General features: G+C 70.1%; 21 protein-coding genes. 10 read left to right on the plus strand and 11 right to left on the minus strand.

Going from position 1 to position 24979, the window contains the following annotated elements; genetic code table 11:
- The first annotated feature begins 78 nt into the window (after positions 1-78).
- From WMF14_RS47875 to WMF14_RS47890, 4 genes are all read left to right on the plus strand, one after another.
- Entirely contained in the window at positions 79-909 is an 831-nt protein-coding gene (locus tag WMF14_RS47875; RefSeq protein WP_437797558.1) for a DUF4328 domain-containing protein, read from the plus strand.
- A 316-nt stretch (positions 910-1225) separates the two neighbouring features.
- The gene (locus WMF14_RS47880; RefSeq protein ID WP_437797560.1) at positions 1226-1801 is read left to right on the plus strand and encodes a hypothetical protein; all 576 of its coding nucleotides are present in this window, start codon (positions 1226-1228) and stop codon (positions 1799-1801) included.
- A 283-nt stretch (positions 1802-2084) separates the two neighbouring features.
- Entirely contained in the window at positions 2085-2864 is a 780-nt protein-coding gene (locus WMF14_RS47885; RefSeq protein ID WP_437797562.1) for a hypothetical protein, read from the plus strand.
- Between the two features lie 97 nt (positions 2865-2961).
- On the plus strand, positions 2962-4260 hold the full coding sequence (locus WMF14_RS47890) for a tyrosinase family protein (RefSeq protein ID WP_437797564.1): 1299 nt from the start codon (positions 2962-2964) through the stop codon (positions 4258-4260).
- Here WMF14_RS47890 and WMF14_RS47895 read toward each other — a convergent pair.
- The 5 genes from WMF14_RS47895 to WMF14_RS47915 form a co-directional block, all read right to left on the minus strand.
- Positions 4236-5294, minus strand: a complete 1059-nt coding sequence (locus tag WMF14_RS47895; protein ID WP_437797566.1) for an AraC family transcriptional regulator — start codon at positions 5292-5294, stop codon at positions 4236-4238. The two genes, WMF14_RS47890 and WMF14_RS47895, sit on opposite strands and share 25 nt — an antisense overlap.
- Positions 5291-5974 carry a hypothetical protein gene (locus WMF14_RS47900; protein ID WP_437797568.1) on the minus strand — a complete coding sequence of 228 codons (684 nt, stop codon included), beginning with the start codon at positions 5972-5974 and terminating at the stop codon, positions 5291-5293. Before WMF14_RS47900 ends, WMF14_RS47895 begins: the two co-directional genes overlap by 4 nt.
- Before the next feature lie 31 nt (positions 5975-6005).
- A complete protein-coding gene (locus tag WMF14_RS47905) occupies positions 6006-6602 on the minus strand; it encodes a DUF4291 domain-containing protein (protein WP_437797570.1) in 597 nt (198 codons plus the stop codon).
- 189 nt (positions 6603-6791) lie between these two features.
- Positions 6792-8012, minus strand: coding sequence for an FAD-dependent monooxygenase (locus WMF14_RS47910; RefSeq protein WP_437797572.1), 1221 nt, complete (start codon positions 8010-8012; stop codon positions 6792-6794).
- A gap of 114 nt (positions 8013-8126) precedes the next feature.
- The gene (locus WMF14_RS47915; protein ID WP_437804426.1) at positions 8127-9182 is read right to left on the minus strand and encodes a LysR family transcriptional regulator; all 1056 of its coding nucleotides are present in this window, start codon (positions 9180-9182) and stop codon (positions 8127-8129) included.
- Here WMF14_RS47915 and WMF14_RS47920 point away from each other — a divergent pair.
- Positions 9155-10402, plus strand: coding sequence for an MFS transporter (locus WMF14_RS47920; protein ID WP_437797574.1), 1248 nt, complete (start codon positions 9155-9157; stop codon positions 10400-10402). The two genes, WMF14_RS47915 and WMF14_RS47920, sit on opposite strands and share 28 nt — an antisense overlap.
- A gap of 4 nt (positions 10403-10406) precedes the next feature.
- On the opposite strand, the gene WMF14_RS47925 is transcribed toward WMF14_RS47920, so the two are convergent.
- On the minus strand, positions 10407-11171 hold the full coding sequence (locus WMF14_RS47925) for a hypothetical protein (RefSeq protein WP_437797575.1): 765 nt from the start codon (positions 11169-11171) through the stop codon (positions 10407-10409).
- On the opposite strand from WMF14_RS47925, the gene WMF14_RS47930 reads away from it, so the two are divergent.
- The 4 genes from WMF14_RS47930 (at position 11170) to WMF14_RS47945 (ending at position 16762) form a co-directional block, all read left to right on the plus strand.
- Positions 11170-11379, plus strand: a complete 210-nt coding sequence (locus tag WMF14_RS47930; protein ID WP_437797577.1) for a hypothetical protein — start codon at positions 11170-11172, stop codon at positions 11377-11379. The two genes, WMF14_RS47925 and WMF14_RS47930, sit on opposite strands and share 2 nt — an antisense overlap.
- A gap of 596 nt (positions 11380-11975) precedes the next feature.
- Positions 11976-14420 (plus strand): cellulose binding domain-containing protein, encoded by a 2445-nt coding sequence (locus WMF14_RS47935; protein ID WP_437797578.1) that lies wholly within the window; start codon positions 11976-11978, stop codon positions 14418-14420.
- A 271-nt stretch (positions 14421-14691) separates the two neighbouring features.
- Positions 14692-16050 carry an LLM class flavin-dependent oxidoreductase gene (locus WMF14_RS47940; protein WP_437797580.1) on the plus strand — a complete coding sequence of 453 codons (1359 nt, stop codon included), beginning with the start codon at positions 14692-14694 and terminating at the stop codon, positions 16048-16050.
- A 130-nt stretch (positions 16051-16180) separates the two neighbouring features.
- Positions 16181-16762 (plus strand): hypothetical protein, encoded by a 582-nt coding sequence (locus WMF14_RS47945; protein WP_437797582.1) that lies wholly within the window; start codon positions 16181-16183, stop codon positions 16760-16762.
- Positions 16763-16789: 27 nt separating this feature from the next.
- On the opposite strand, the gene WMF14_RS47950 is transcribed toward WMF14_RS47945, so the two are convergent.
- The 3 genes from WMF14_RS47950 to WMF14_RS47960 all read right to left on the minus strand — a co-directional run bounded on the left by WMF14_RS47950 (position 16790) and on the right by WMF14_RS47960 (position 20983).
- Complete coding sequence (locus tag WMF14_RS47950) at positions 16790-18472, minus strand: DEAD/DEAH box helicase (RefSeq protein ID WP_437797584.1); 1683 nt, start codon at positions 18470-18472, stop codon at positions 16790-16792.
- 140 nt (positions 18473-18612) lie between these two features.
- Complete coding sequence (locus WMF14_RS47955) at positions 18613-19536, minus strand: nucleoside hydrolase (RefSeq protein ID WP_437797586.1); 924 nt, start codon at positions 19534-19536, stop codon at positions 18613-18615.
- Positions 19537-19756: 220 nt separating this feature from the next.
- Entirely contained in the window at positions 19757-20983 is a 1227-nt protein-coding gene (locus tag WMF14_RS47960; RefSeq protein WP_437797588.1) for a hypothetical protein, read from the minus strand.
- Between the two features lie 345 nt (positions 20984-21328).
- On the opposite strand from WMF14_RS47960, the gene WMF14_RS47965 reads away from it, so the two are divergent.
- Positions 21329-23350 carry a hypothetical protein gene (locus WMF14_RS47965; protein ID WP_437797590.1) on the plus strand — a complete coding sequence of 674 codons (2022 nt, stop codon included), beginning with the start codon at positions 21329-21331 and terminating at the stop codon, positions 23348-23350.
- Between the two features lie 111 nt (positions 23351-23461).
- Here the strand turns inward: WMF14_RS47965 and WMF14_RS47970 are convergent, their stop codons facing one another.
- Complete coding sequence (locus WMF14_RS47970) at positions 23462-24028, minus strand: hypothetical protein (RefSeq protein ID WP_437797592.1); 567 nt, start codon at positions 24026-24028, stop codon at positions 23462-23464.
- A 33-nt stretch (positions 24029-24061) separates the two neighbouring features.
- Positions 24062-24910 carry an SDR family oxidoreductase gene (locus WMF14_RS47975; RefSeq protein WP_437797594.1) on the minus strand — a complete coding sequence of 283 codons (849 nt, stop codon included), beginning with the start codon at positions 24908-24910 and terminating at the stop codon, positions 24062-24064.
- Positions 24911-24979: the final 69 nt, after the last annotated feature.

The following is a 24979-nucleotide window of genomic DNA, read 5'->3' on the forward strand; positions in this document are numbered from 1 at the left end:
AAAGCGCACGATTGCCACGTGTGCTCCTCGGCCGCATCGGTTGCGATGCGGCGCATTACGCTGATAGCCTCGCTCACCGTGAGCGGTTGGGCCGAAGCTCGGGAGGGGTGGAGCCGCGACGTCCGCGTCGTGCGCCGGCGCGCTCGTCTGGCGATTGCCGGGCTGATCGCGATGGGGGCGGTGGCGGCGTTCACGGCGCTGGTCGGGGCGTGGCACGTCGTGTTGCTCGGCTCGACGGACGTCTCGGCGCCGACGTGGCGGCTCGCCAACACGCTCCGTGAGGTCGGGGGTCTGCTCGAGCTGGGGCTCGGGCTCCTTGCGAGCGTTGTGTTCCTGCGCTGGCTCTCCAGGGCAGTCGCGCTGGCGGGTGAGCTGGATCCGGTGCGGGGTTTTCACTGGACGCCGTCCGAGGCGGTCCTGGGATTCTTCATTCCCCTCGTGAACCTGGTGCAGCCGTACAGGGTGCTGCGCGATCTGCACGACGGCCTTGCTCCGGCGGGCGTGCCCGAGCCTGCGCCGCGCCCTCTCCTGGACGGCGGGGGTGGTTACCGGCGCGTCGAGATGGCGCACGCCCCGCGGGCCGGCGCGGTGCACCATGCAGCGCTCGGCGCGTGGTGGGGGCTCTATGTCGCGAGCCGCGGACTCGGGTGGCTGGCCTCTGTCATGCCGGAGCTGACCGTGGCGGAGTTCATCCGGTCCCGGGTTGCGTTCATTGCGTCCGACGCGGCGTCGATCGCTGCTGCGTGGCTCGCGGTGCTGATGGTCCGGGCGATCGACAGCCGGGTCGCGGAGCGCCATCGCAGGCTGGCGCACGCTTCCGAAGAGGAGCTCGACCAGCTCCTCGTGGAGCGCGATCTCCAGTTGCGGCGGGACATGGCGAAGATCGCCGACTTCGACGATCGCGAGTAGGGCCCGCGCCTCCCGGCTGAGACCTCTCTCGGCGTGGCGGCTTCAGAGCGGCGGTGTTGCACCCGTTGCACCCGGTTGCACCCGGTTGCACCCAGGCGGGCCCCGGCGTCGGGCCTCCGCGAGCATGGCAGCCACGAGGCGGTGTGGCGGAGCAGCCCAGGGGCGAGCGGGGCACCGGAAAAACAGCCGAATTCACACCCGGCATGGCTGTTGCTCAATGGCATTGCGTCGCGACGACACGAGGAACGGGGGCGCTGAAGAGCGCCCGATCTGTCGCGCTGACCATCGCAATTTTCTTCTTCGTGAGGAGCAAACTATGTTGATCCGTAATACGTGTGCGGTCGTTGTGGCTTCGCTGCTCGGGTTCGGGTGCGCCGTCGAAGCCGGAGACACGGGCGATCCCGATGAGGATCGCGCGGAGCTCGACGGCGCCGCCGACGAGGGGGCCGTCGGGAGCGACGCCGAGGCGCTCGCCGTCGGCGCGCCGCGGCGGCGTGCGAGCTTCAGCCAGCATTACGGCGGGAACATCGTGGAGGAGGACCATTACCCGGAGTTCGGCGGCATGTGCGCTCCTGGGTATGAGCGGGTCAGGGTCGACGTGAGCTGGAACGGGAACGGAGCCTGCGAGTTCGCCGGCTGGGTCAACCCTGGCAATCCGGCCGACTGTCGCGCGAGGCTCCATGTGCACACGAACGCCTTCTGGGGCGGCGGCACGTGCACGGCCACGAGCTTCGAGGCGCGCAGCAACCTCTACACCTGCGCCGGCAGGACCAGGAACTACTGCGGCGGGGCCGGCCCTCAGGACGCGGGTGGAGGTCCGGTGTGCTTCTGCGACAACCTCTGCACGGTGTCCGGGGATTGCTGCCCCGACTACCAGCAGGTGTGCCGCTGAACCACGCGCGTCACGTGCGCATGTGACGCGCGTTCGCTCACTTCGAGCACCGATCAGGTCAAATCTCGAAAAAAAACAGCAGATGGGGGAGAGAAACCGCAAGGGGCGCGAGGAGCGCAAGGGGAAAAGGGGAAGAGATTTCGTCTCTGTTCCCTTGCGCCCCTCGCGCCCCTTGCGGTTTCTCTCCTGATTCAGCCGCGCGAAGAGCACCGCGCTCTCCGCGAGCGCCTCATCGCCTTCGCGACGCCCGCTTCACGGCATCCCCAGCTGGCGATGGCACCGCGTGACGCGTTGGGATATACAATTAACAAAGCGTGCGCGCGGGGGAGCAATGATCGCATTCCGTGTCTCGGTCAATGGAACGAAGGTGTGCACTGCGGGCGTCGGCCGGGCCGGCGTTCTGACGATCATCATCACGCGGCGCGCCGGCTCTCCGGAGGCGCTGCTCAGGGACGGCGACGTGTGGATCGGCGGGTTGGCCTCCGACCGGCAAGAGTTTTTGGTGTGGCCTTCCCGCGCGCTCAGGGTCGGGGACGAGATCGGGATCGAGGTCCTCGACGCCGACACCGTCGACCCCCCCTTGAAACGCACGCCGAGCGCCGAGTCGTATCGCGCCACGCTGCTCCGCCAGGTCCGTACCGCGCTGGGCGCGTTCGCCGGGCCGATGCTGCGCGATCCACGAAGGCAACTCGCGACCATCTCCCGGAGCGCCCGGGACCTTCTCTCGAGGACCGCGACCGCGATGGCGCGCCGCGCTCTTCGTCCGCCTGGCGCGCGCGCAGAGCGCGCCGTCCTCGTCGAGCTGAACTCGCGGCGAGTCTGTGTCGCGGGGGTACCGCGCCGTGGTCATGTGATGTCCTTGATCACCTGGGCCGGACCTACGCGAAGCGACGTCCCCAGCCATTTCTGGTTCTCGGTCGGCGGGCGGGACTACCGCACGGACGAATGCCTGGACTGGAGTCGTCCGGCGCTGGCCGTCGGCGACCATCTGTCCATCCGATTTGCCCGGTCGAGAGAGCACGACGCGCCCACGCGGCGACGTGACCGACCGCTGGCGCGGTAGGCCAACGCTTTCGTCGCGCTCGGCCAATGCGGGGGCGCGCTCGCGTCTTTATAAACGCCTCATGAACGACGGAGCTCTCGTCCGAAGGAGGCAGGACATGACACGTGAGTTGCATCGACGAGCGTTCGTGCGTGGGATGATCGCGGCGGCGTCGGCGGCGGCGTGGCTCGGGCTCTCGCTCGGCTGTGGCGCCGACACCTCGGGGGACGCCGGCGACGCGAGCGCGGGAGCCCAGGCGACCGTCCGCAAGAGCGCCTCGGCGATGACCAGCGAAGAGATCGACAGGTTCAAGCGAGCCTACGAGTACGCCGTCGCGAACGGCTTCTTCGACGTCTTCAACGACGAGCACTACGACCACCACCGGCATCGCCACCACGGCGCCGACCTGCAGGCCACCTCGCCGATGACCATCATGGTCATGGACGAAACGTCGGGCTACCGGCTCCTGCCGTGGCACCGGGCCTTCCTCCTCGAGGCGGAGCAGATGCTCCGCGCCGCCCTCCGCCAGCGAGACCAGGAAGAGGGCATGGACCCGAGCGAAGCCGATCTCCTGTTCATTCCGTACTGGGACGCGGCGCACGATCAGGACCTGCCGCACTGGGTCCACGGCTTCGAGCCCAAGGGCGGGACGGCCATCGTGCCGCCCGGCCTGCCCGAGGGGCACGCCGGGTACGGCAAGGCGGTGGGCGAGCGCTACGACATCGTCTTCGGGCGCTGGCCGGGCAAGAACCTGGTCTTCGATACGCTGCAGGCGCCCGAAGACGTCGAGCGCATCCTCGCCGAGCGCACGTTCGCCGATTTCTACGATGCGCTCGACGTCACCCCAGAGCTCCGCATCGAGAACTATCCCAAGGCGCGGGCGGCGCTGGATGTGCTGGAGGTGAAGCTGCCGGACAGCGCGGCCGTCCAGACGCTCGTCGACGCCTTCGGCGGACCCCCGAGCAGCTCGCAGCAGGGCGCGGAGACGACCAACGCCCTCTTCGAGATCGGCTGGATCGGAGCCGTCGAGGCGCAGAAGGCGGCGCCGGACACCGAGCTCGTCGGCGCCGTCAAGGATGTTTATGGCCTCTTCAACTTCATGCCCCACGTCCGGATGCACCTGTGGGCGGGCGGGCTCGATCCGGCGAACGCGGACGTGCGCGGCACCGTGACGTATTTCAACGAGCTGACGGTCGATCCCGTGTTCTGGATGCTCCACGGCGAGCTCGATCGCACCTGGTATACGTGGGAGAAGACGCACGCGGACGAGCCGCCGCTCGAGGGCGACGACCGGAGCTTCAACCCGCTCACCGCGAGCGAGGGCGCCTGGTACGGCGGCGGAAAGACGTACACGCTCGACGATCTCACAGCGCACGACGCGCTGCCGTACGTCTACGATGTGCTGTTCGACGGGTGACGCGCCGCCGCGCGGGGGAGCTCTCGCGCTGGGCGCCCCGCGCCGCGGCGGTAGGCGGCCGGCGTCACGCCGGTCCAGCGCTTGAAGGCGCGGTGGAACGTGCTCACCTCGGAGAACCCGAGAAGGAACGCGATCTCCGAGATCGCGTCGCGCGACTCGCTCAGGTAGCGCACGGCGAGATCGGCGCGCAGCCGATCGAGGACCGACGAGAGCGAGGTGCCCTCCTCCTTGAGCCGCCGCTGGAGGCTGCGCGGGCTCATGCGCAGGCGCGCCGCGATCGCCGGCAGCCCCGGCTCGCCGTGGGCCAGCTCGGCCGCGATCGCGGAGCGCGCGCGCTCGAGGAAGCTCGCCTCGGCCGGCAGCGCTGCGGCCAGCGAGGCGAGGTGCTGGTCGAGCACCTCGCAGAGCAGGGGCTCGGCGTGCGCCTGGGGCCTCGCGAGGAGAGCGCGATCGATCACCAGCTCATCGTGGGCCTCCCCGAAGCGCAGGCCGGCGCCGAAGAGGTGGCGGTGCTCGTCGACGCGCGCGGGCGCGGCGTGGCGAAACCGCGCGGCGCGCGGGGTGAACGCCGGGTCCGCGCCCCGCCTCGCGAGGACGACGAGGTTGCCAAGGAAGAACTCGACCGCGTGGCGCGAGGGCGCGGGGCTGCTCCGGGGCGGCTCGTGGCGGAGCAGGGCGACATCGCCCTCTATGCGGATGTCGAGGGAAGGGCCGATGGCCACGACGCGGAGGTAGCGGGCCGCGCGCGCGTAGGCTTCCCCGACCGTGGCGCTGCTCCGCACCGCGAACCCCAGCGCCCCGAGGCTGCCCACCGGCAGCCTCTGCGCGAGGCGCAGGCCGAAGCTGTCGTCGCGGACGAGCCGGGCGGCCTCGCTCCAGAGCCGGGCCTCGATCGCCCGCGGAAAGCGCATGTCCGGATCGGCGAGGTCTCCCGGATCGACCCCGGCGGCGGCGAGCAGCTCCGCGGGGGCCACGCCGTCGGCCGCCGCGCCGGCGACGACGGCCTGGAAGACCTTCACGGAGATGTCGCTCACGGCTCTCCGTGGAGCTGGGAAACATCGTGTTCCGTTCTCGATCGATAACGCGACACGGCGGCCTCCACGCCCGATCTCGAGCTGCTCAGCACGGGGATCCCGAGGTGACGGACCAGCTCGGCCGCGGGGGCCATCGACGCCTGGGCCAGAAGCACGAGATCGCCCGGGAGCGCCGTCGCCTCGATCGTCCCGGCGATCTCGCCGGCATAACCAGGATGGTCACCCCTCTCGAAGAGGCGCCACGCTCGCTCGCACAGGACGTCGACGACATCGATCGAGCGCCCCGCGTCGGAGGCTATCTGACCCAGCAACGCGCCGGTGGGCTGAAAGGTGCTCCGGAGCGCGGCCACGACGAGGATCCGGCGGCCGCTCGCGACGGCTTGCTCTGCCATCGGGCGATCGATCCGCATCACGAGACAGTCCGACACGGGGACAGCCTCCGCGACGCCGCCGAGCGTCGAGCAGGTGCACACGATGACCCTCGCGCCCTCGTTCGCGAGCGCCCGAACGACGGCGGCGGTGGCCGAGCGGATGCCGTCGGTGATCGCACCGGCCGCCAGCGCATCCGCGAGGAGGCTCTCCTGAACCTCATGCCGGACCGGAATCGCGTCGTCCGCGTCCCGGACGAGGCGGCTGAACGTCTCGACGTGGACGGGCGAAGTATGAAGAAATGCGAGCATGCTCCTCGGTGTCCGGAGGCGGTGTGCCTCGTCATGGGTCGATGAGCAGCCGCCTGGCGATCCTCTCATCGACGGCGTAGGGCCTCTCGCGAGGCAGCGATTTGGCCGCGCTGTCCGCGTGGCCGGCCTGAATCTGGTGGTACATCTTCCGGACCAGGGGAGTTCGATCCTCGATGCCGACGACCCAGCTCTCCGCGTACGCGCGAATGAGATCGCGGCCGATGCCGACCTGGATGCTGTAGCAAGGCAGCGGGCCGCCTCGGAGGTTGCGCTCGGTGTCCCATTGAATGTGGACCTTGGCTTCGGCGAACGCCTTGCTCCACTCGTCCGGCGAGCGGAACACCGTCGCTTCGGGCGACGTGAGGACGGCGAGGGAGAGGGCTTGCTCCCAGCCTGTCCGCCGGATGCGGACGGCGAGGATCCGCTCCTGCCCGGCCTTGCGCCCCCAGTTGCTGCGGTGCATGAGCCATAGGAACGACGGCTTGATCCATGTCATGCGGCCGAACGAGAACGGGGCGACGAAGCGCTGGGCAGCGAGCGCAGGCTCGGCGATGGCCGGCGCGTAGGCCTGGTACATGACGATGGTCTCCGCGTCGTAGTCCGCTCGGATCTCGTGAAGCTTCGGCATGCGGTCCGCTCGTCGCGATCGCTGTGGTCCGAGGGGAGACTACCCCCGAAGGCGGCGCTCAGGCGAAGGACTTGATGAGCATGAGGCGTCCGCGCGCGCGGCGCGCCGCACGACCACGCCGCCGCGCGCGGCCGGCCCAGGCGCGTGGACCTCGACGAGCGCGCGAATGAGCGGCCGCCGGAGATCCGATCACCGCGCTCGCGCCCGCGCTGAGGGACCGGGTTTCGAGTAATCGGGGAGCTCGATCGCGTCGTCCGCCGAGGAGCCGAACCACCCCGCGCCGCGCCGCAACAGGGGACTGGACGCGAGCCGAAGGACCCCGTGGAGGAGTGAAACGCCGAGCCTCGACCTCGGGTACACGATCCAGGGGACACCCGGCGGGAGCTTCTGGGCCCGGTCGACATAGGGCCGCATGAGCTCTTCATAGGCCGCGAAGGCGTCTCGATGGTCGGCGTGCCGCGACAGCTCTCCCGCGAGCACGTAAGCGCCGACGAGGGAGAGGCTCGCGCCCATTCCGCTGAGCGGCGACGCACAGTACGCAGCGTCGCCCACGAGCGCGGCGCGGCCCTGGGACCAGCGCGGCGCCATGACCTGGCTGACGGCATCGAAATAGACATCCTCGGCGTCACGCAGCGCGGCGAGCACCCGCGGCGATTCCCAACCTGCATCGGCGAAGACGCTCGCGAGGAGCGCCTTCTGCTCGGCGGAGCTCAACCTCTCGTAGCCGCGCGGGGGCGACAGGAACCACAGCGACGCCCGCGTGGTGCCCACATTGTCTGGACGCAGGATGATCGATCGTCTGCCGGGGGCGAGGTACCAGCGAGCCCAGGCGCTGTCGGACGCTCCGCGGGGAATCGTGAAGTAGCTGCCATAGAGGTTGAGCGGGCGGATCCTGGGCTCCTCGCCGACGATGAGCGTACGGGTCCGCGAGCGGATGCCGTCGGCGGCGATCACGAGGTCGACGTCGCGCTCCGAGCCATGCTCGAAGGTGACCGTCACCCGGTCGCCGTGATCTCGGAGGCCCATGATCTGGTCGCCGAAGAGGTACTCCGTCGTGTCTCGGGTGCGCTCGTAGAGGATCCTGGCGAGGTCGCCGCGGAGGATCTCGAGCTCCTGTGTGAACCCGACCCTCTCCGAGGTCGCCGCGGGGAACTCGGCCACGGTCACGTCGTGATCGTCGACGAAGCGGAGCCCCTGCTCCCCCGTCGTGGCGGCTCGGATGTCGCCTTCGATCTCCATGCGGCGCGCGACCTCCCGCGCCGCGCCCTGGACGTCGATGTTCTGTCCGCCGAGCCGGAGCGCGCCGGCACGCTCCACGACGACGGGTTGGAATCCGTAGCGCGCAAGCCAGAAGGCGAGGGCGGGACCGGCGATGCTCGCGCCCGAGATCAAAACAGTACGATGTTCCACGGATGATCAGCTCCTGTGTCTTACGTTCCGCGCGAAGCGTCCTGCTGGCGTCGCGATCCATCGCGGCGCATGGCCTATCCCATCCCCGCATGTAGGCCGCGAACCTCCGGCGGATCAACCGCGACGGGCCGCCGCGGCGCCGTCGACCACCGCCGGCACGGACTCCCGCATCGCCTCGATGAAGCGGCGCAGCCGGGCCGGATAGAAGCGGGCCTGCGGGTAGACCAGGTGGACCGGCAGCGGATCCGCCTGCCACGACGGCGCGAGGTGCAGAAGCCGCTTCTGCGCCAGGTCGTCGGTCAAAAGCCAGGACGAGGCCACGCAGACGCCGAGGCCCATCAGCGCTGCGCTGCGCAGCGCATACAGGCTGTCGGTGCTCATGCGCGGGCGGATCGCGAGCTCGACCCGTTCACCCCCCGACGCGTGGGTCAGCGCGATCGTGTCGCGGTAGTAGGTGCGCAGCGCAAGCCAAGGCAGGTCCGCCAGGTCCGATGGATGAGCCGGCCGTGCTCCCCGGCCCAGCACCGAGGGCGCGGCGGCCACGATGCGCGGCACCTCGGTCAGGCGGATCGCCACCACGGCCGGATCGGCCACCGCGCCGACCAGGATCGCGCAGTCGATGCCGTCGGCGATGAAGTTCGGCTGCCGGTCGTGCAGCAGCCACTCGACCGAGACGCGCGGGTAGCGGCGCAGGTAGTCGGCCAGCGGCTTGACCAGCTGGTGCTGGCCGAACGCGTGCGGAACGACCACGCGGAGCGTCCCGTCGGGCTGGTCGCGGTCGCCTCGCATGTCCGACGCGAACGCCTCCAGGCTGGCCAGCAGCGCCTTGGCGCGCTCGAAGCACCGTTCGCCGTCCTCGGTCAGCTTCATCGTGTGCGTGGTGCGCTGCAGCAGCGGCAGCCCCAGCGAGCGCTCCAGCGCCTGCAGGCGCCGGCTCACGGTGGGCTGCGTCGTTCCCAGCAGGGTGGCCGCGGCCGACAGGCTGCCCGCCTCGACGATCCTCACGAAGGTCTGCAGCAAGCCGATGGGGTCGAGCGACGAGGGCGAGGGGGGCGCCGGTCTGGTCATACGCCGACGGTATAACCATCGTGCGTTGCATGCCACTACAGCGCTGGAGCGATGCTTCCCATACTCGGTGTACCATGCACGCCATTCAGTTGACGCATACAGCACCCGCCAACCAGCCGCCGCCCGCCGCGTCCGCGCCGCCCCTGCCCGCCGCCCTGGTGCTGCTGCTGGCCACCGGAGCGGGCCTGGCCGTGGCCTCGATCTACTACAGCCAGCCCATGCTCGGCGTGCTGGGGGCCGAGATCGGCGCCTCCGACCGCGCGCTCGGCCTCGTGCCCACGCTCACGCAGCTGGGCTATGCGCTGGGCATCCTGCTGCTCGCGCCGCTCGGCGACCGCTACGACCGGCGGCGCATCATCCTGGCCAAGGCGGCCCTGCTGGCGGCCGCGCTGCTGCTCGGCGGCGCGGCGCACGCGATCGGCACGCTGCTCGTCGCCAGCCTGGTGACCGGCCTGGCCGCGACCCTGGCGCAGGACATCGTGCCCGCCGCCGCGACGCTGGCCCCGGAGGCGCATCGGGGCAAGGTGGTCGGCACCGTGATGACCGGCCTGCTGCTGGGCATCCTGCTGTCCCGCGTGATCAGCGGCTTCGTGGCGGAGAATTTCGGCTGGCGCGCGGTGTTCGTCGCCGCCGCGGCCAGCATCGCCCTGCTCGGCGCGGCGATGTGGCGCAGCCTGCCGCGCTTCGCGCCGACGACGCAGCTGAGCTACGCCGCGCTGCTCGGCTCCCTGGCCGAGCTGTGGAAGCGCCACGGCGCCCTGCGCCGCGCGACGCTGGCCCAGGGGCTGCTGTCGGTGGGGTTCAGCGCGTTCTGGTCCACGCTCGCCGTGATGCTGCACGGCGCGCCGTTCCACCTCGGCAGCGCGGTGGCGGGCGCCTTCGGCCTGGCCGGAGCGGCCGGCGCGGTGGCGGCGCCCCTGGCCGGCCGCATCGCCGACCGCAGCGGGCCCGAACGGGTGACGCGCATGGGCGCCGCCCTCGCGTTCGTGGCCTTCGCCGCCATGGCGCTGTCGCCCCTGCTGTCGGCCCATGGGCGGCTGTGGCTGCTCGGCGCCAGCGCCGTGGCCTTCGACCTCGGCATCCAGGCCGCGCTCGTGGCGCATCAGACCATCGTCTATGGCATCGAGCCCGGCGCGCGCAGCCGCGTCAACGCCGTGCTGGTCGTCGGCATGTTCGTCGGTATGGCCGCCGGCGCCGCGCTGGGCAGCGTGCTCTTCGCCCGGTGGGGCTGGCTGGCGGTGACGGCCCTCGCCTCGTCGGCGGCGGCCAGCGCGCTCCTCGTGCGGCTCTGGCCGGCGGCGCGCACGCCGCCGCGCGCGTGACGGCTCACCCGAGCTGACGGCCATGATGTCGAATCGCGGGCCAGGGATCACGAGGACGGCCACATACGCAGCGACGAGAGCGAGCGCTGCCGGTGCGCTCAGGCGGGACAGGGCCCCTCGACATGAGGATCATCGATACCCGATCAGCACCGTCGACAGCTCGTACCCCGGCTCCGTATGGGTCCCGCGTGAAGAAGCGCATCAGCTCGATCACCGTGTCACCCGCGGGGTCCTTGGCCGTGACGACGCCGAGCGACGCCAGGCGAGCCCACGGATCGCAGCCGCCCGGCGGGCACTCGAGCGAGAGATGCAAGGTGATCCTCTCGTAGGTGCCTGTGCTCGGGAACGACACCGGCGCGTCGACCACGCGCCGGTCGTCGTCGCTGGTGAAGTAGAAGGGCGTCTCGTCGAACGGGGTCACCGTCGTGTCGGTGCCCGGTCCCTCGACCATGCCCCCGGCGCCACCTGCGCCCCCCGCGCTGCCCGCGCCGCCGGATGCGCCTTGGCCCGAGCCCGTGGTGCTGTTGGGGCTGGCGCCGCTTGAGCCCGTGGTGCTGTTGGGGCTGGCGCCGCCCGAGCCCGTGGTGCTGCCGGAGCTGGCGCCGCCCGAGCCCGTGGCGCTGCCGGGGCTGGCGCCGCCCGAGCCCGTGGTGCTGCCGGAGCTGGCGCCGCCCGAGCCCGTGGCGCTGCCGGGGCTGGTCTCGCTGCCGCTACACGCGGCCGCGAAGACAACGAGGAGCAGCGGGAGCAAGGCGCGCGTCGATCGCATGCTTTCATCCTACGCCATGGCGGCGCCGCGCGCGTGGTCCCGTCATGCGGAGAGCGGCGACCGGAACGACGGAAACGCCGTTGCGTGGCCGAGGTACGATGAGGAGACCGACGAGAACATCGTCCTCGATCTCGCCATCTCCACGCAGGCCGGGCTGAAGAAGGAGCTCTGCGGCGCGTGGGATGGCTTCGCCGCGGAAGCCCTCTGACCGCGTCCCCGCTCCGGCGTCGCGGCGTCGCCCTGGCGCCTCGGGTGCGGGGCCGCGCGGCCTCAGGCTCGGACGTAATGAACTTCATGCTTTTTTACATTATTTCACACGATAGTTTTCGAAACTGAATCAACGAGATCGCTCATCCTGCATGGAGCCATGTCGCCGAGGGTGGGTGGCACGCAAAGCGCATGAGGATCCATGGCGAAGTCCGGAAGAACCCTACTGGCGTACGTGCCGAAAAGCGACTGTGCAATGCGCCACCGTCGACCATATGGCGATGGGAGAAATGATTTTGAATTGCTGAGCTTGACAAGGCTCCTATATTTGCCAATAGCGTTCGTCGCACCGAGAGCGACGGCCCGCCACGCCGGTACGAGCGCGGCGCGCGTCGCGCAGGTGTGAGCCCCGGCATCACCGCTGAATCACGGCATCGGGCATGCGCATTGGGTCATCTCCGGCGCTTGCCAGGCCATGAGTCCGGACGCTAGATCGGTTCGAGTGTCAGCAGATCTGCGTGGCGCACGGGGTGGTTCGTCGCCCTGCCGAACGAGGCGCGACGATCGGACGCTTCACCACCAACTTGGGTAAGATCCATGCACAACTTCAGCTTCCAGAGCAGATGGGACATGTGGATGGCCGCCGCAGCGCTGTCGCTGCTGCCGGCATGCAGCGACGGCTCGGCGGAGCCGATCGGCACATCGCAGGCCGCGCTGCAGGGCGCGAACGGGATCAGCGCCGATCGCGTGATCGACTCGCAGTGGGGTCAGGGGTACTGCGCGCACATCGTGGTGAGCAACCAGCACCCGAGCGCCACGACGGGGACGTGGAGCGTCGCGCTCGACGTCGGCCCGGGCGCCATCTTCTCGTCGTGGGATGGCACGTTCAGCGGGAGCACGGGTCAGATCACGGTCACGCCCCAGGGCGGCAATGCGGCGATCCCCCCGTCGGGAAGCCGCCAGTTCGGGTTCTGCGCCAGCGCCCCGAGCCCGGGGAGCGAGCCGGTCGTGCTGTCGGTGAGCAGCGACCTGCCGCCGATGGGCAGCGGCGTGGCGATCACGGAGTACAAGTTCCCGGCCGCGATCGACGCGATGGTCAGCCCTGACTACGCGACCGAGCTCTGGGCGTCCTTCTACCGCCCTGCGAGCCTCGAGGCCGGCCGGCAGTATCCGCTGCTCGTGTTCATGCACGGGAACCACCCGACGTGCGGCACGGGCGTGAATCCCCGTACGGACAACAACAACCAGTACGCCACGACGGGGACGTGCCCGGCGAACTACGTCGTCGTCCCCAACCATCGCGGCTACGACTACATGGCCGAGGACCTCGCCGCGCGCGGCTATTTCGTGGTGTCCATCAACACGAACCGGGGTATCCATGCCGCGTCGGGCACGCCCGACGACGAGCTGGTCATCGGGCCGCGCGGACGCCTGCTGCTCCGCCACCTGGAGCGGCTGAGCCGCTGGGACAGCGGCGCAGAGCCGACGCCCCCGGAGCTCGGCGTGGATCTGCTCGATCGCATCGACTTCGACCAGGTGGGCTTGCTGGGGCACTCGCGCGGCGGCGAGGCCGTGCGGTTCGCCTACAACGAGTACCGCCGGAGCGGCAGCCCCTGGCCTGCGCTGATAGACAGCCCCGTGAGCATCCGCGGGATCTTCGAGATCGGTCCGACCGATCAGGGCCAGAATGGCCAGCGCCTGAACGCCGACCAGACGGCCTGGAACGTGATCCTGCCGGCCTGCGACTGGGACCTGAGCGATCTGCCCGGAATGCGCCCGTTCGATCGCATGCTGAGCATCGCCGAGCCGGAGCCCCTCTCCAAGTCCTTCTATCATGTGTGGGGCGCCAATCACAATTACTACAACAGCGAGTGGCAGCTCGCGGACGGGAACGGCGGCGGGATCACGGGCTGCATCGACCATGACGAGCTCTTCGATCCGCTGGAGTACGGCTCGCCGGCGCAGCGCGAGACGGGTCGCCTGGCGGCCGTCGAGTTCTTCACCGCGAACGTGGGCGCGGATCGCGACGAGGCCGCGAACGCCCTGTTCGACCCTGCCTTCCCCTTTCCGGATGTCCCGTACCGTGTCCGCCGCGGCTATCATCCGGGCGGAGACGCCGCCGACAGCCTGCTGCTCGAGGATTTCATCAATCCGACCGGCACGAGCTCCTACGGCCTGCCGAACACCACCGGCGGCACCCTCTCGGTGGAGCACACGGCCCTGAGCGGACACGACCCTTCGCTCTCGGGCGCCTGGATCCACGACGTGGTCGCGGGCAGCTCGACGTTCTTCCAGTCGAACTGGTCCTCCGCCGGCACCGGCTTCGATCTCACGGGGTACGACACCCTCGATCTTCGCGCCGACCGCAGCTGGGGCTCCGATCCGACCGAGGCTTCGTTCCTTGTGGAGCTCGTGAACGCCGACGATAACCGGTCGAGCGCCGTCGCCATCGATGAGTTCCTGGAGCTCGGTCCACCGCCGCGCGGCGGCACCACGCTGCCGACTGCCCGCATTCCGCTGTCCTCGTTCAGCGGCGCCACGCTCGCGTCGGTGCGCGGGGTTCGTCTGACCTTCACCACGCCGCTCGACGGAAACAGCCTGTACCTGGCGAACATCCGCGCCACCCGTGTCACCACCGAGGCCCTGGCGGCTTCGGGGCAGCTCGCCTCCGTCGCGTCGAGCGCGGCGCCGCCCGCCTCCCGTGCGCGCGCCGCCGGCACGACCCTCCCCGAGCAGCGGCGGATCGTGGCGGGCAATGCCATCCAGAGCGTGAGGAGCAGCGGGGCCGACGCTGTCGAGATCACGCTCACAAGCGCCGAGTTCTTCGACCTCCGCGCCACCAACCTGGTGCTCACCGTCGGCGCCGAGCGAAGCATCGCGGCTCGGCATCCGAACGGTGATCTCAACACCGTTCAATTCCTGCTCCCGCGCGCCGCCTTCGATCGCCTCGGTGCGCAGGAGCCGGTGACGGTCGACTACGGTCCAGGCTCCTCCGTGGCCTGGGACTTCGGTCACCTCGACAAGACGGCGCTCGCTCCCTGAGCCGAAGACTCCCTATTCAGCTTCTTTTCGCTGAAAATCACGACAAAATTAGGGAACTTGCCAGGTGTTGCCCCGGAAGCACCTCCGCAGCACCTGTGCTTCCCCACGGGCTCTCGTCGCGCCGCTCGGCGGCTACTCAGGCGCACCTGCACCGGCACGACGCTTGCCCAGGCCCCCGGACGGTGGGTCCACCAGGGCCGACCGAGCCCGCCGCCCCGCCCCGGGCCCGCGGCGGCTGCCCCCTTCACGACCCAGCCCCAGGACCCTCGTCATGAGCTCACCCCGCAAGCAGCTTCGACTCGGCGCGTTCATCCCCGCCACCGGTCACCACGTCGCGGCCTGGCGGCACCCCGACGCGCACGCCGATGGAGGTCACAGCTTCAAGCACTACCAGCGCGTCGCCCAGGCCGCCGAGGCAGCGAAGTTCGATGCCGTCTTCCTCGCCGACAGCGCCGCCGTCTGGGGAGGGGCCTCCGATCTCGCCTCCCTGTCCCGGAGCGCCCACGCCGCGGCCTTCGAGCCCATCACCCTCCTGTCCGCGCTCTCGTCGGTCACGGAGCATATCGGGCTCATCGCGACCGTCACCACCACCTACAATGAGCCGTATCACCTGGCGCGCAAGTTCGCGTCGCTGGATCACCTGAGCGGCGGCCGCGCCGGCTGGAACCTGGTCACGTCGGCCAACCAGGCCGAGGCCCAGAACTTCGGTCTGGACGCCCACGTGGAGCACGCCCGCAGGTACGAGCGCGCCGAGGAGTTCATCGACGTCGTGACGGGGCTCTGGGACAGCTGGGAAGATGATGCCTTCCTGCGCGACAAGGAGTCCGGCGTGTTCGTCGATCCGGACAAAGCGCACACGCTGAACCACAAGGGAAAGCACTTCTCCGTGCGCGGGCCGCTCAACGTGGCGCGCTCGCCGCAGGGGTACCCGGTTCGGGTGCAGGCGGGCTCGTCGGAGCCGGGCAAGGAGCTGGCGGCGCGCACCGCGGAGGTGATCTTCACCGCCCAGCAGACGCTCGCGGAGGCCCGGGCCTTCTACGCGGACGTGAAGGGACGCCTGGCCAAGTACGGTCGCAGCCCCGAGCACCTGAAGATCATGCCCGGCCTCTTCCCGGTCGTCGGGCGCACCCAGGCCGAGGCGCAGGCCAAGTTCGACGCCCTCCAGGACCTTGTCCATCCGACCGTGGGGCTCTCGCTGCTGTCGGGGATGATCGGGGGATTCGACCTCTCGAAGCACCCAGTCGACGGACCGATACCGGAGCTCCCCGCGAGCAACGGCGGCAAGAGCCGCCAGGCCCTCCTCGTCGATATCGCGCGGCGGGAAAACCTCACCATCCGCCAGCTCTACCTCCGGATCGCCGGGGCGCGCGGGCACAAGCAGCTCGTGGGCACGCCGGAGACCATCGCCGATCTGATGGAAGAGTGGCTGTTGAACGAGGCCGCCGACGGCTTCAACGTGATGCCGCCCCACCTGCCCGGCGGGCTCACCGATTTCATCACCCTGGTGCTCCCCGAGCTGCGCCGCCGCGGCCTCTTCCGCACCGAGTACGAGGGCCGCACGCTGCGCGAGAACCTGGGGCTGCCGCGCCCGGAGAACCGATTCGCCCGGCGCGCAGCCGGCGCGGCCTGAGCGAGCCCCGGGACCGCCGGCACGGCCTTCAGGCCCATCGCGTGCTTCGCGTTCTCCTTTCACACCGGCCTCGTCGAGGCGAGAGTCGTCGACCGCCCGAGCGGCGCGCGGTTCGTCTATCCTGGCCGCCATGATCAAGCGCGGCAGGAGCGGTCGAGGTGGTCCGGCGGAGGACGTGTTCGCTGCGAGGAAGCGCAAGCCGGTACCTCACGAGTTCGTGCTCGACGCGCTCGCCCCGCTCGGGCCCGAGACGCGGCCGATGTTCGGCTGCCTGGCGGTCTATGTGGAGGACAAGATCGTCCTCATCCTGCGCGACAAGCCCGCGCCCGCGCAGGACAACGGCGTCTGGCTCGCCACGACGGAGGAGCACCACGCGGCCCTGCGCCCTGAGTTTCCGAGCATGCGAAGCATCGAGGTGCTCGGGAGCGGGGTGACAGGCTGGCAGGTGCTCCCGGCGGATGCGCCCGATTTCGAGGAAGCCGCGCTGCGGGCGTGCGCGCTCATCGAGGCGGGCGATCCGCGCATCGGGAAGGTGCCGGGAGAGCGGCGGAAGCGGGGCGAGGCGGCGGTGAAGAAGGCAGCGGTGAAGAAGGCGGCGGCGAAGAAGGCAGCGGTGAAGAAGGCGCCGGCGAAGAAGGCGCCGGCGAAGAAGGCAGCGGTGACGTCGGCTGCGAAGAGCGGCGGGAAGGCGACTGCGAAGAGGCGATCTTGAGCATCCGCGATGAAGGTCCTGGTCGACTCAGCGCTCCTCGCGCGGCGCGGTGACCCTCGCCCACACCGCAAGGATCATGGCCTGTTCCACGGTGCTCGGCGGGGGATAGCCCTTCGGGGGCTCGGCCGGCAGGGGCACGGGGGGCTTTGCCCTGCGCCATGGCGCGTCGTGCCGCGCCGAGGCCCCGGCCGCGGGGCCGCGGCGCGCGACCTCGTAATCGACAGCGGCCACCGCCTCCTCGAGGGTGGAGAAGCGCTCGACCAGCTTGCCGTCCAGCAGGACGTGCCACCGCTTCCCCCGACCGCCGCGGGCAAGGACGACGACCTCGCTGATCGCGCCGGGCTTTCTCTCGTAATGGAGCGCGAGGCCGAAGCGGCCGAGAGAGGCCCACGCATTGCGCGAGATGGCCATCACCTCGGGGTCGACGCGGAGGCTCAGCGGATCGAAGTGCGCGGCGCGCTCCTGGATCTCGCGCAGCGTGATGCGGCCCGCCTCGACCTCGAACCCGGGGTAGTCGAACGTCACCTGCCGGTAGAAGCGGCTCGCCTCCGAGGCGTCCCGGCCCTCGAGATCGAGGTCGCGGGGCATGCCGAAGAGCGAGGGCAGCGTGCACAGCTGGAGCGAGGAGAGGTCGACGAAATCGAGGATCAGGCAATCCTTCTTGCCTGGATGGAGGCGCGTGCCGCGCCCGACGCACTGGGCATAGAGCCCGTCCGAGCGGGTGGGGCGGGCCATCGCGATGCAGGAGACGCCAGGGTCGTCGAAGCCCTCCGTGAGGACAGCGACGTTGGTGAGGACCTGGACGCGCTCTTCCCGGAAATCGGCGAGGATCCGGCCGCGGAGGTCGGAGGGCATGTCGCCGTGGACGTAGGCCGATCGGACGCCCAGGTGGTTGAGCGCCTTCGAGAGGTTCCTGGCGTGCGCGACCGTGACGCAGAAGGCGATGGTGCGGCGGTCGCGGGCGAGCTCTTGAATCGATCGGGCGACGAGCGCGTTGCGCTCCTCCAGGTCGACGGCCTCCTCGAGCTCCTCCGTGGCGAAGTCGAGGCCGCCGGCGTCGAGGCGGGAGAGGTCGGTGGCGGTGGCGACGCGGTAGCCGGTGAGGGGGGCGAGGTAGCCGTCCGCGATCATCTCGGTGAGGGAGCGGCTGTAGACGATCGCCTCGAAGACATCGTCGAGCCCTTTGCCGTCGCCGCGGGCCGTCGTGGCGGTGAACCCGAGGAGGGTGCCTGTCCACGCGGGGTCGAAGGCGCCGAGCTGGCGCAGGACGCGGCGGTTGTCCTCGGCGGGGGCGTGGTGGCATTCATCGTAGATCACGAGGCCGATATCGCGGCCGCTGGTGACCTGCTCCAGACGCTTCTCGTGGAGGGAGCGTATGGAACAGACGATGACGCGCGCGTCCGCCGGGGCGCGGAGCTCGCCCTGCTCGACGGCGACCGTGGCCTGCCCGGCGAGGGCGCGCTCGATCTTGTCCTTGGCCTGGAAGAGGAGCTCTTCGCGGTGGGCGAGGACGAGGACCTGCCGCCTGGCGAGGCGGGCGAGATGGGAGAAGATGACCGTCTTGCCAGCGCCGGTGGGGAGGCACACGACCATGCGCCGGACGCCGCGCCTGCGGGCCGCGAGCACGGCGTCGACGGCGGCGCGCTGGTAAGGGCGCAGGGCGGGCGCGCCGGGGCCGGCCGGTGCAGAGACGGTCGTGGGGATGGTCATGAGCTCTCGTGCGGGCGTGGCGATAGCATAGCCCGGAGCCCCCGTCCGTACGCCTCACGGCCCCGGTCCGCTCTGTGGTCGGCGAGGCGTGCCGGGGGCGGCGCGGGCGGGACTGCGTCGCTGTCCCCGAACGATCGATGTCACCTCGACCACTGGGAGAAGAGGTATCCGTAGAATTGCTCGAGATCCACCTGGTCGAGCGCCCGTACCGGGCGACCGCCGGGCACGACCCTGGTGCGCCCTTGCGAGGGGCCCGTGGTGACGATCTCCGTCTCCCAGGCGCGGAGGGTGAACATCTCCGGCTTGCCGACATACGAGGTCGTCAGCACGTCCCACGCGAAGTAATCCTGGTGGCCGGCGAGCGCGTAGCAGGTACCCGCGAGATCGGAGAGGGGGTATCGGCGCTGGCGGGACAGGCGGCGGAGGAACGCCTGGGTGACGGGGACGAGGTTCGTGATGTCCAGCGGACAGAGGGTGATCGGGATGGCGGTCTTCCAGATGCGGTCGGCGGCGATCGGGTCCCAGTAGACGTTCCACTCGGCGGAGCCGTCCTGTCCGCTCTCGAAGGCCGTCTGCACGTTCCCGGGCACGTTGAGCGCGCCGCCCATCCAGACGATCTCGCGGATGTTGCCCTCGATGCGAGGATCGATGTCGAGCGCCGCGGCGACGGTGGTGAGCGGCCCGGTCACGAGGAGCGTCACGGGCTCGGGGGCGGCGCGCAGGGCACTCGCCATGAAGGCTTGTCCGGTCTCGGGGACGCGCCGGGTGAGGAGCTCCTCGCGCTCGTTCAGGATGGGGATCTTGTCGATGCAGAAGGCGTCGCGCCGGAAGATGGGCGGAAAGGGGTTGAGCCCGCGGACGGTGCTCTCGGTGACGGGCACGTCGTGGCGGCCCACCAGATCGAGGATCTTTCGCGTGACGCTGACGGCAGGCTCGATGTAGCAGTCGGCAGGGGTGACGACGACGCCGAGGACATCGACGTGGTCCATCGTCAACAGGAGCAGCAGCGCGAGGTAGTCATCGACGCCGCCGTCGTGATCCATGAGGACGCGCGTTCGTGTCATGAAGAGCTCCTTGCGAGCGCGGAGGGGTGGCGCCGCGCGCGAGAGAGAGCCCGACCGGGATCTGCCTGGCGGCGACGAGGAGAATTTCAAGGCAAAGGCGCGAGGGCGCAAGAGGCCATGAAATCGCATCCCGTCGCCGCTGCCATTCTCTCCCTAAAGAGCGTCCGCTGCGTGCGACGCGCGTCGCGCTGGATCGACTCCGGCGCGACGCTTGGACCGTTCAGCGGCGGTCGCGGCGCCGTCGCGCGCGGCTCGCGAGCGACAGCGCGAGCCCGATCGCAGGCAGCGCCCAGCCCGGCGAGGCGCTGCGGCCCGCGCTGCCGGCGCTGACCGAGCAGCCGCCGCTGTCGTCCCCGCCATCCGGGTCCTCCGGAGAGTCCCCGCCTCCAGCCGCCCCGGATCCCCCGGAGCCGCCACCGCCCACCCCGGATCCCCCGGAGCCGCCACCGCCCGCCCCGGATCCCCCCGAGCCGCCGGCACCCGCGCCGGTGTCCTCGCAGGAGCTCATGTCATCTTCGGCGCAGAGGCTGTCGCGCCCCTCGCAGTACGCCGCCCTCGCGTCGCACCAGGCCTCCTCGAAGCCCTCGGGCGGAGACGCGCACGCCGCGACAGCCGCGCCGATGCGCGTCGCGTCGGCCGGGAAGACGCCCGTCGCGCCCGCGTCGCCGTGCGGAACGCAGGTGCGCTCCGTCTCGACCGTCGCGCCGTCGACGAGGCTCTTGTACGTGAGCTGGTAGCAGTACTCCGTCGCCGCGACGTCGTATGTCTGGCTCAGGTGCCCTTCCCAGACCGTCTTCTTGGCGAGCTCCTTCCCGTCCGGGCTCGAGAAGGTGAAGATCTGCACGTATTGCCCCACGCCGTGGTCCGCTCCCCCGCTCACATCGAGGGAGACGGTGACGTAACGCTCCATTTCTTCTGCCACGCAGCTCTCTTGCGGACCGCAGCTCCCCGGGCCCAGATCGGCGGTGCAGCAGCTCGTCTCGCCGTGCCAGCGCTCTCCCAGGGTGATATTGGCCTGGACAGGGACGGCGCCGACGTCCATGTCGACAGCGGCGCTGGCCTGGGTCTCCCAGACAATGACGCTGCGGTTCTGTCCCTCGACCTCGACCTGGTAGGTGTGGCCGTCGACGAGCGGGGCCGCGGGGCGAAAGGCGAGCAAGCGCTCGCCCTGGCCGATGAGCACGTCGGCGACCTCCTCCTGGGCGCCGCTGATGGCCTCGCCCGTGTCCTTGTCCTTCACCACGAGCTCGGGCGCGCTCTCTGGGCAGTGGGAGTAGCAGGAGACCCGCGCCACGATGATCCCGTCGAGCGGCACGGCGCGCGGGACGGCGGATGCATAGGGGCCGTCCGGCGCAGGCGTGCAGGCAGAGCTCGGGCGGGAGATACCGAGAGCGCCCAGGCCTCCCATGACGGCGAGAGTCAACGCGGTGAAACGAGAATAAGGCATCGAAGTTCCTCCTCAAGCGACCCGACGCGGGTCAACCCGCACGGGCGTGTGCAGACACGCGCCGCTGTGCAGACTCCGTGCCGATCGCGACTCCCCGGGCCGCCGCGAGGTTCTCGTGGGTTCCCGTACCCGTCGCATGTCACCGTGTGTCAACGTGTGCCGGCAGCCCTGCGCGTTTGGCGGGGACGCCGGATGAGCGCCTGCCGAGCGAGCTCGACAACGCAGGTATGGCCGGCGCGCGAGCGGCTGCATTGCCCCGAGGTCGCCGGTGGTGCTGAACGCCAAGCCGCCTGAATGGGGCGCACCGCGGCGGCATCAGAGCCGCGGTGTAGCCATGGAGGCCCCATGCATTCCCATCGTGCGCTCATCGGCTGTGCCGTTGCGTCGTGGATGTCCCTCTCGACCACGAACGCGTCGGCAGAGGTGGTCCTGGACCAGATTCAGTTCTACGGGCGAACCACGTGGAGAAAAGATTACAAGAGCGCAATATGCGACTTCAACGTCATCGACGTCAGCATCGCCGCGATACCGTACGAAGATGTCTACTCCGTCGAAGCGGAATACGCAGGGGTGACGACCCCGCTCACGTTCAACGAATACAACCACCGTTACTACGCGAAGATCGACACGAGCGCGGTGCCCTACGGTCCTCACACGTTGACGTTCATCGCGTACGACAAGCGCGGGGAAGCGCGGACGAGGCAGTACATCGTGCACAAGTACGCGCCGCCCAGCGTCTGGGTGACGAGCCCGCGGCCCAACCGCACGCTGACCGGGGACACCCGCATCGCTGCGACGTGCGTCGGGACCCCTCCCTATTCCTGCACGCAGTTCAAGGCGCGCGTCCGGAGCCAGGTGCGCGACGAGGTGCTGGTGGGCCTCCCGTCGTCGGTGCCGGGGAGGATGGACGTGCTGCAATCCCTGTCATCGCCGCTCCAGTCGGGCGAGGTGCTCACGGTCAGGCTCGAGGCCATGGACGGCGTGGGACCCGTCTGGTACGGGCCGAGCATCGGCGGGGGACTCGGCTTCTACGACTGGGCGCTCCCGCGCGTCTACGTCGAGCGGAGCCCGAAGCTCACCGCGGTCCAGCGCGCCCCTGGCGTCATCCTCGATTTCGACGCGACGCGCGTCCTGTTCATCGATCACGCGCTCCAGATCGGCGTCGTCGATCGCGTGACTCAGCAGGTGACGTGGCTCGGGGAGCTCCGGATCCACTATGATTGGATGCACAAGCCTGGTTACGGGGCGCTCACGCCGTCCGGCGTCGCCATGCAAACGTGGTACGGATACGTCTTCATGTGGAAGGACGGCACGCTGGACCGGACGCGCAGGCAGGGCCGCCTCGACGCGGTGAACGGCGATACGCTCCTGTGGACGAGGGCCGACGACGACGAGGCCATCGTGCACACGTTCTCGACAGGCATTGAGACGAGCTTGTGGCTCGACCCTGGCAGCGCGTCGCCGTTCCAGGCGGACATCACGGCGTCAGGCGACACCTACTACAGCACGCACGAAGAGCCGTGGATCCGCGGGCCGGGCGAGATCCGCCTCGGGGACCATCCCGGTTACTTGCAACGGCCGATCACCGACGGGACGAACGTCGCCGGCCGGTGGTGGAACGGATCGGTGAGCTCGAGCTATCTCTACACGCCCGATGGCGCGGAGGTGTTCCTCGGCGAGTCGAAGACCGGCGACGCTGCAGGGCTGTTGCTGCACGCAGGGCACGCGGCCTACCTGAAGAGCGACGGGGCCGTCAACCAGGTGTGGCTGCGGACCCCCGCGGGCGACGAGCACCAGCTGAGCGACTTCGCAACGCCGAGCCAGTTTGATCAGCAGGAGCTGCGCATCGGGCACGATGGCATCAGCGACACCGGCGAGGTCATGCTCCTCAACGACAAGAAGCGTTACATCGGGCGGCCTGGTGCCGCCCCGGAGGAGATCAGCAGCGACCTCGGACACGGGCGCTGGTTCGATGGGGACTGGTACGTGGCCATCGGTGACACGCTGTTCAAGGTGATGAGCGCCGAGGCGCCGGCCCTCCATCTCGTCGCGTCGCCGGGCGAGGTGCGGGCCGACGCCGAGGAAGAGGCGCAGCACGACCTCACGCTCACCGCGCTCGCGCCGGGCGAGCCCCTGGATCCATGGACGCGCTCGGGGGACCTCCTGCACATGCCCGGCGCCTCGCTGGCGTCATTTCGCGATCCACGCGCCGCAACGCACGCCGGCCCCCGCGCGCCCGACGAGGAGCCGTCGGCTGCCGCCGCGTGCAGCGTCGGTCAGGCAGCCTGCTCGGGCCGCGGTGTCGCCCTCCTCTCCGTGGCGCTCCTTGGCCTCTCGCTCTCGCGGCGCCGCCGCGGGCAGAGGTAGCGAGGGAGATGTCGAGCCGGCGCGTCCCACGGGCGGGAATGCCAGCGGAGTGAGGGCGGCAGAGCGCACGCCCGCCGCGCGGCACGTGCGCCGCGCTGCTCAGCCTGGCTGCTACTGTAGGCGTTGCAGGTGGTGCTCCTCGCCGTTCAAGGTCAGCACCGCCATGAACCCCTCACGCGCGAGCTCCTTCTCGATCCTGAGCTCGTGCGTTCCCTGGGTGACGGAGGTGTCGACGACGCGCGTGACCTTCGGTTCCAGGGCGCCGCCGGGGTAGCTGTAGATGTCGAGGCGCAGCGTGCAGGCGCGCTCGATCGTCGCGCGCGCGACGAAGGCGTCATTGGCCTCCGTCACCGAGAAGGCGCTCCCGAGCTCTCCATCGACGGAAGATCTCCTGAGCGCCCAGGCGATCTGCTGGCTGGCGATCGGGGCGTAGACGTCCAGCACCATCACGTCCTTGTTCTGCGCCTTGAAGCGCGCGTGGAGGCGCGCGCGGGTGGCGGCGTCCACGCCGCCGCCGAGCGTGATGAGGTCGAAGTCGCCTGCGTGGAACTCCGTGTCCGGCGACGCGCTCAAGGTGCCGACGGCCGAGTGCCCCTGCGCGTTCAGCGCTGCCACGCCCCGCTCGAGGACATCGGCCCTCTTGCCGATGACGAGGATCCTTGTCGCTCTCGATGCCATGCTCTCTCCTCCTTGGCGATGTTCCGCCGCGCCCTACTGGAACGCTCTCACGTGGCGTTCCAGCCATTCGTCGAACGTCCGCCCCCTGCGCCCGAGGAGCTGCTCGACGGCGGGCGAGGGCTCCTCGCCCTTCCCGGTCCTGATCAACGCGAACGCCTCGAGCAAGGCGCGGATGAACACCTCGGGGAGCCCCGCCTTCGTCATCCCCTCGCGGGCGGCGTCCTCGCTCACGTCGACGTACCTGAGCGGTTTGCCGATCGCGGCGCTGATCTTCGCCACCTGCTCCGCTGCGGTCAGCGCCTCCGGTCCGGTGAGCTCGTACTCCTTGCCTTCGTGCCCCGGCGAGGTCAGCGCCTTCACCGCCACCGCCGCGATGTCGCGCTCGTCGATGGGCCTCGTCTTGGCGTCGCCCAGGGGCTGGAACACCGCGCCCTGCGCCTTGATGGACGCGGCCCACCGGAGCGTGTTCGAGGCGAACCCTCCCGGCCGGAGCATCGTCCAGGCGACGCCCGACGCCTTGACCCTCGCCTCGGCCTCGCGGTGCCAGCGGGCGATCTGGACGTCGGGCGCGCGGGCGACGCTCGACGACGAGAGCAGCACGATGTGCTTCACGCCCGCCCTCTTCGCGGCGTCGGCCGCGTTGCCGGCGAGCTTCGGCAGGTCGCCGCCCACGCAGACAAGGAACGCCCTGTCCACGCCGGCGAACGCCGCGTCGAGCGTCTCGGGCTTCGAGAGATCGCCCTTCACGACGGCGATGTTGCCGCCCAGCTCTCGCAGCCTCGCCGGATCGCGCACGAGCGCGCGGACCGGCTGGCCCGCGTCGATGAGCTGCTCGAGCACCGCACCGCCCACATTCCCTGTCGCTCCGGTCACGAGGATCATCTGACGCTCCCTTTCATCGCGTTCTCCTTCCATGACGCGCCGCCCTCGCCTCGTCGGCGGGCCGCGTCC

The organism is Sorangium sp. So ce693, assembly GCF_051521375.1.
GTDB lineage: Bacteria > Myxococcota_A > Polyangia > Polyangiales > Polyangiaceae > Sorangium > Sorangium atrum.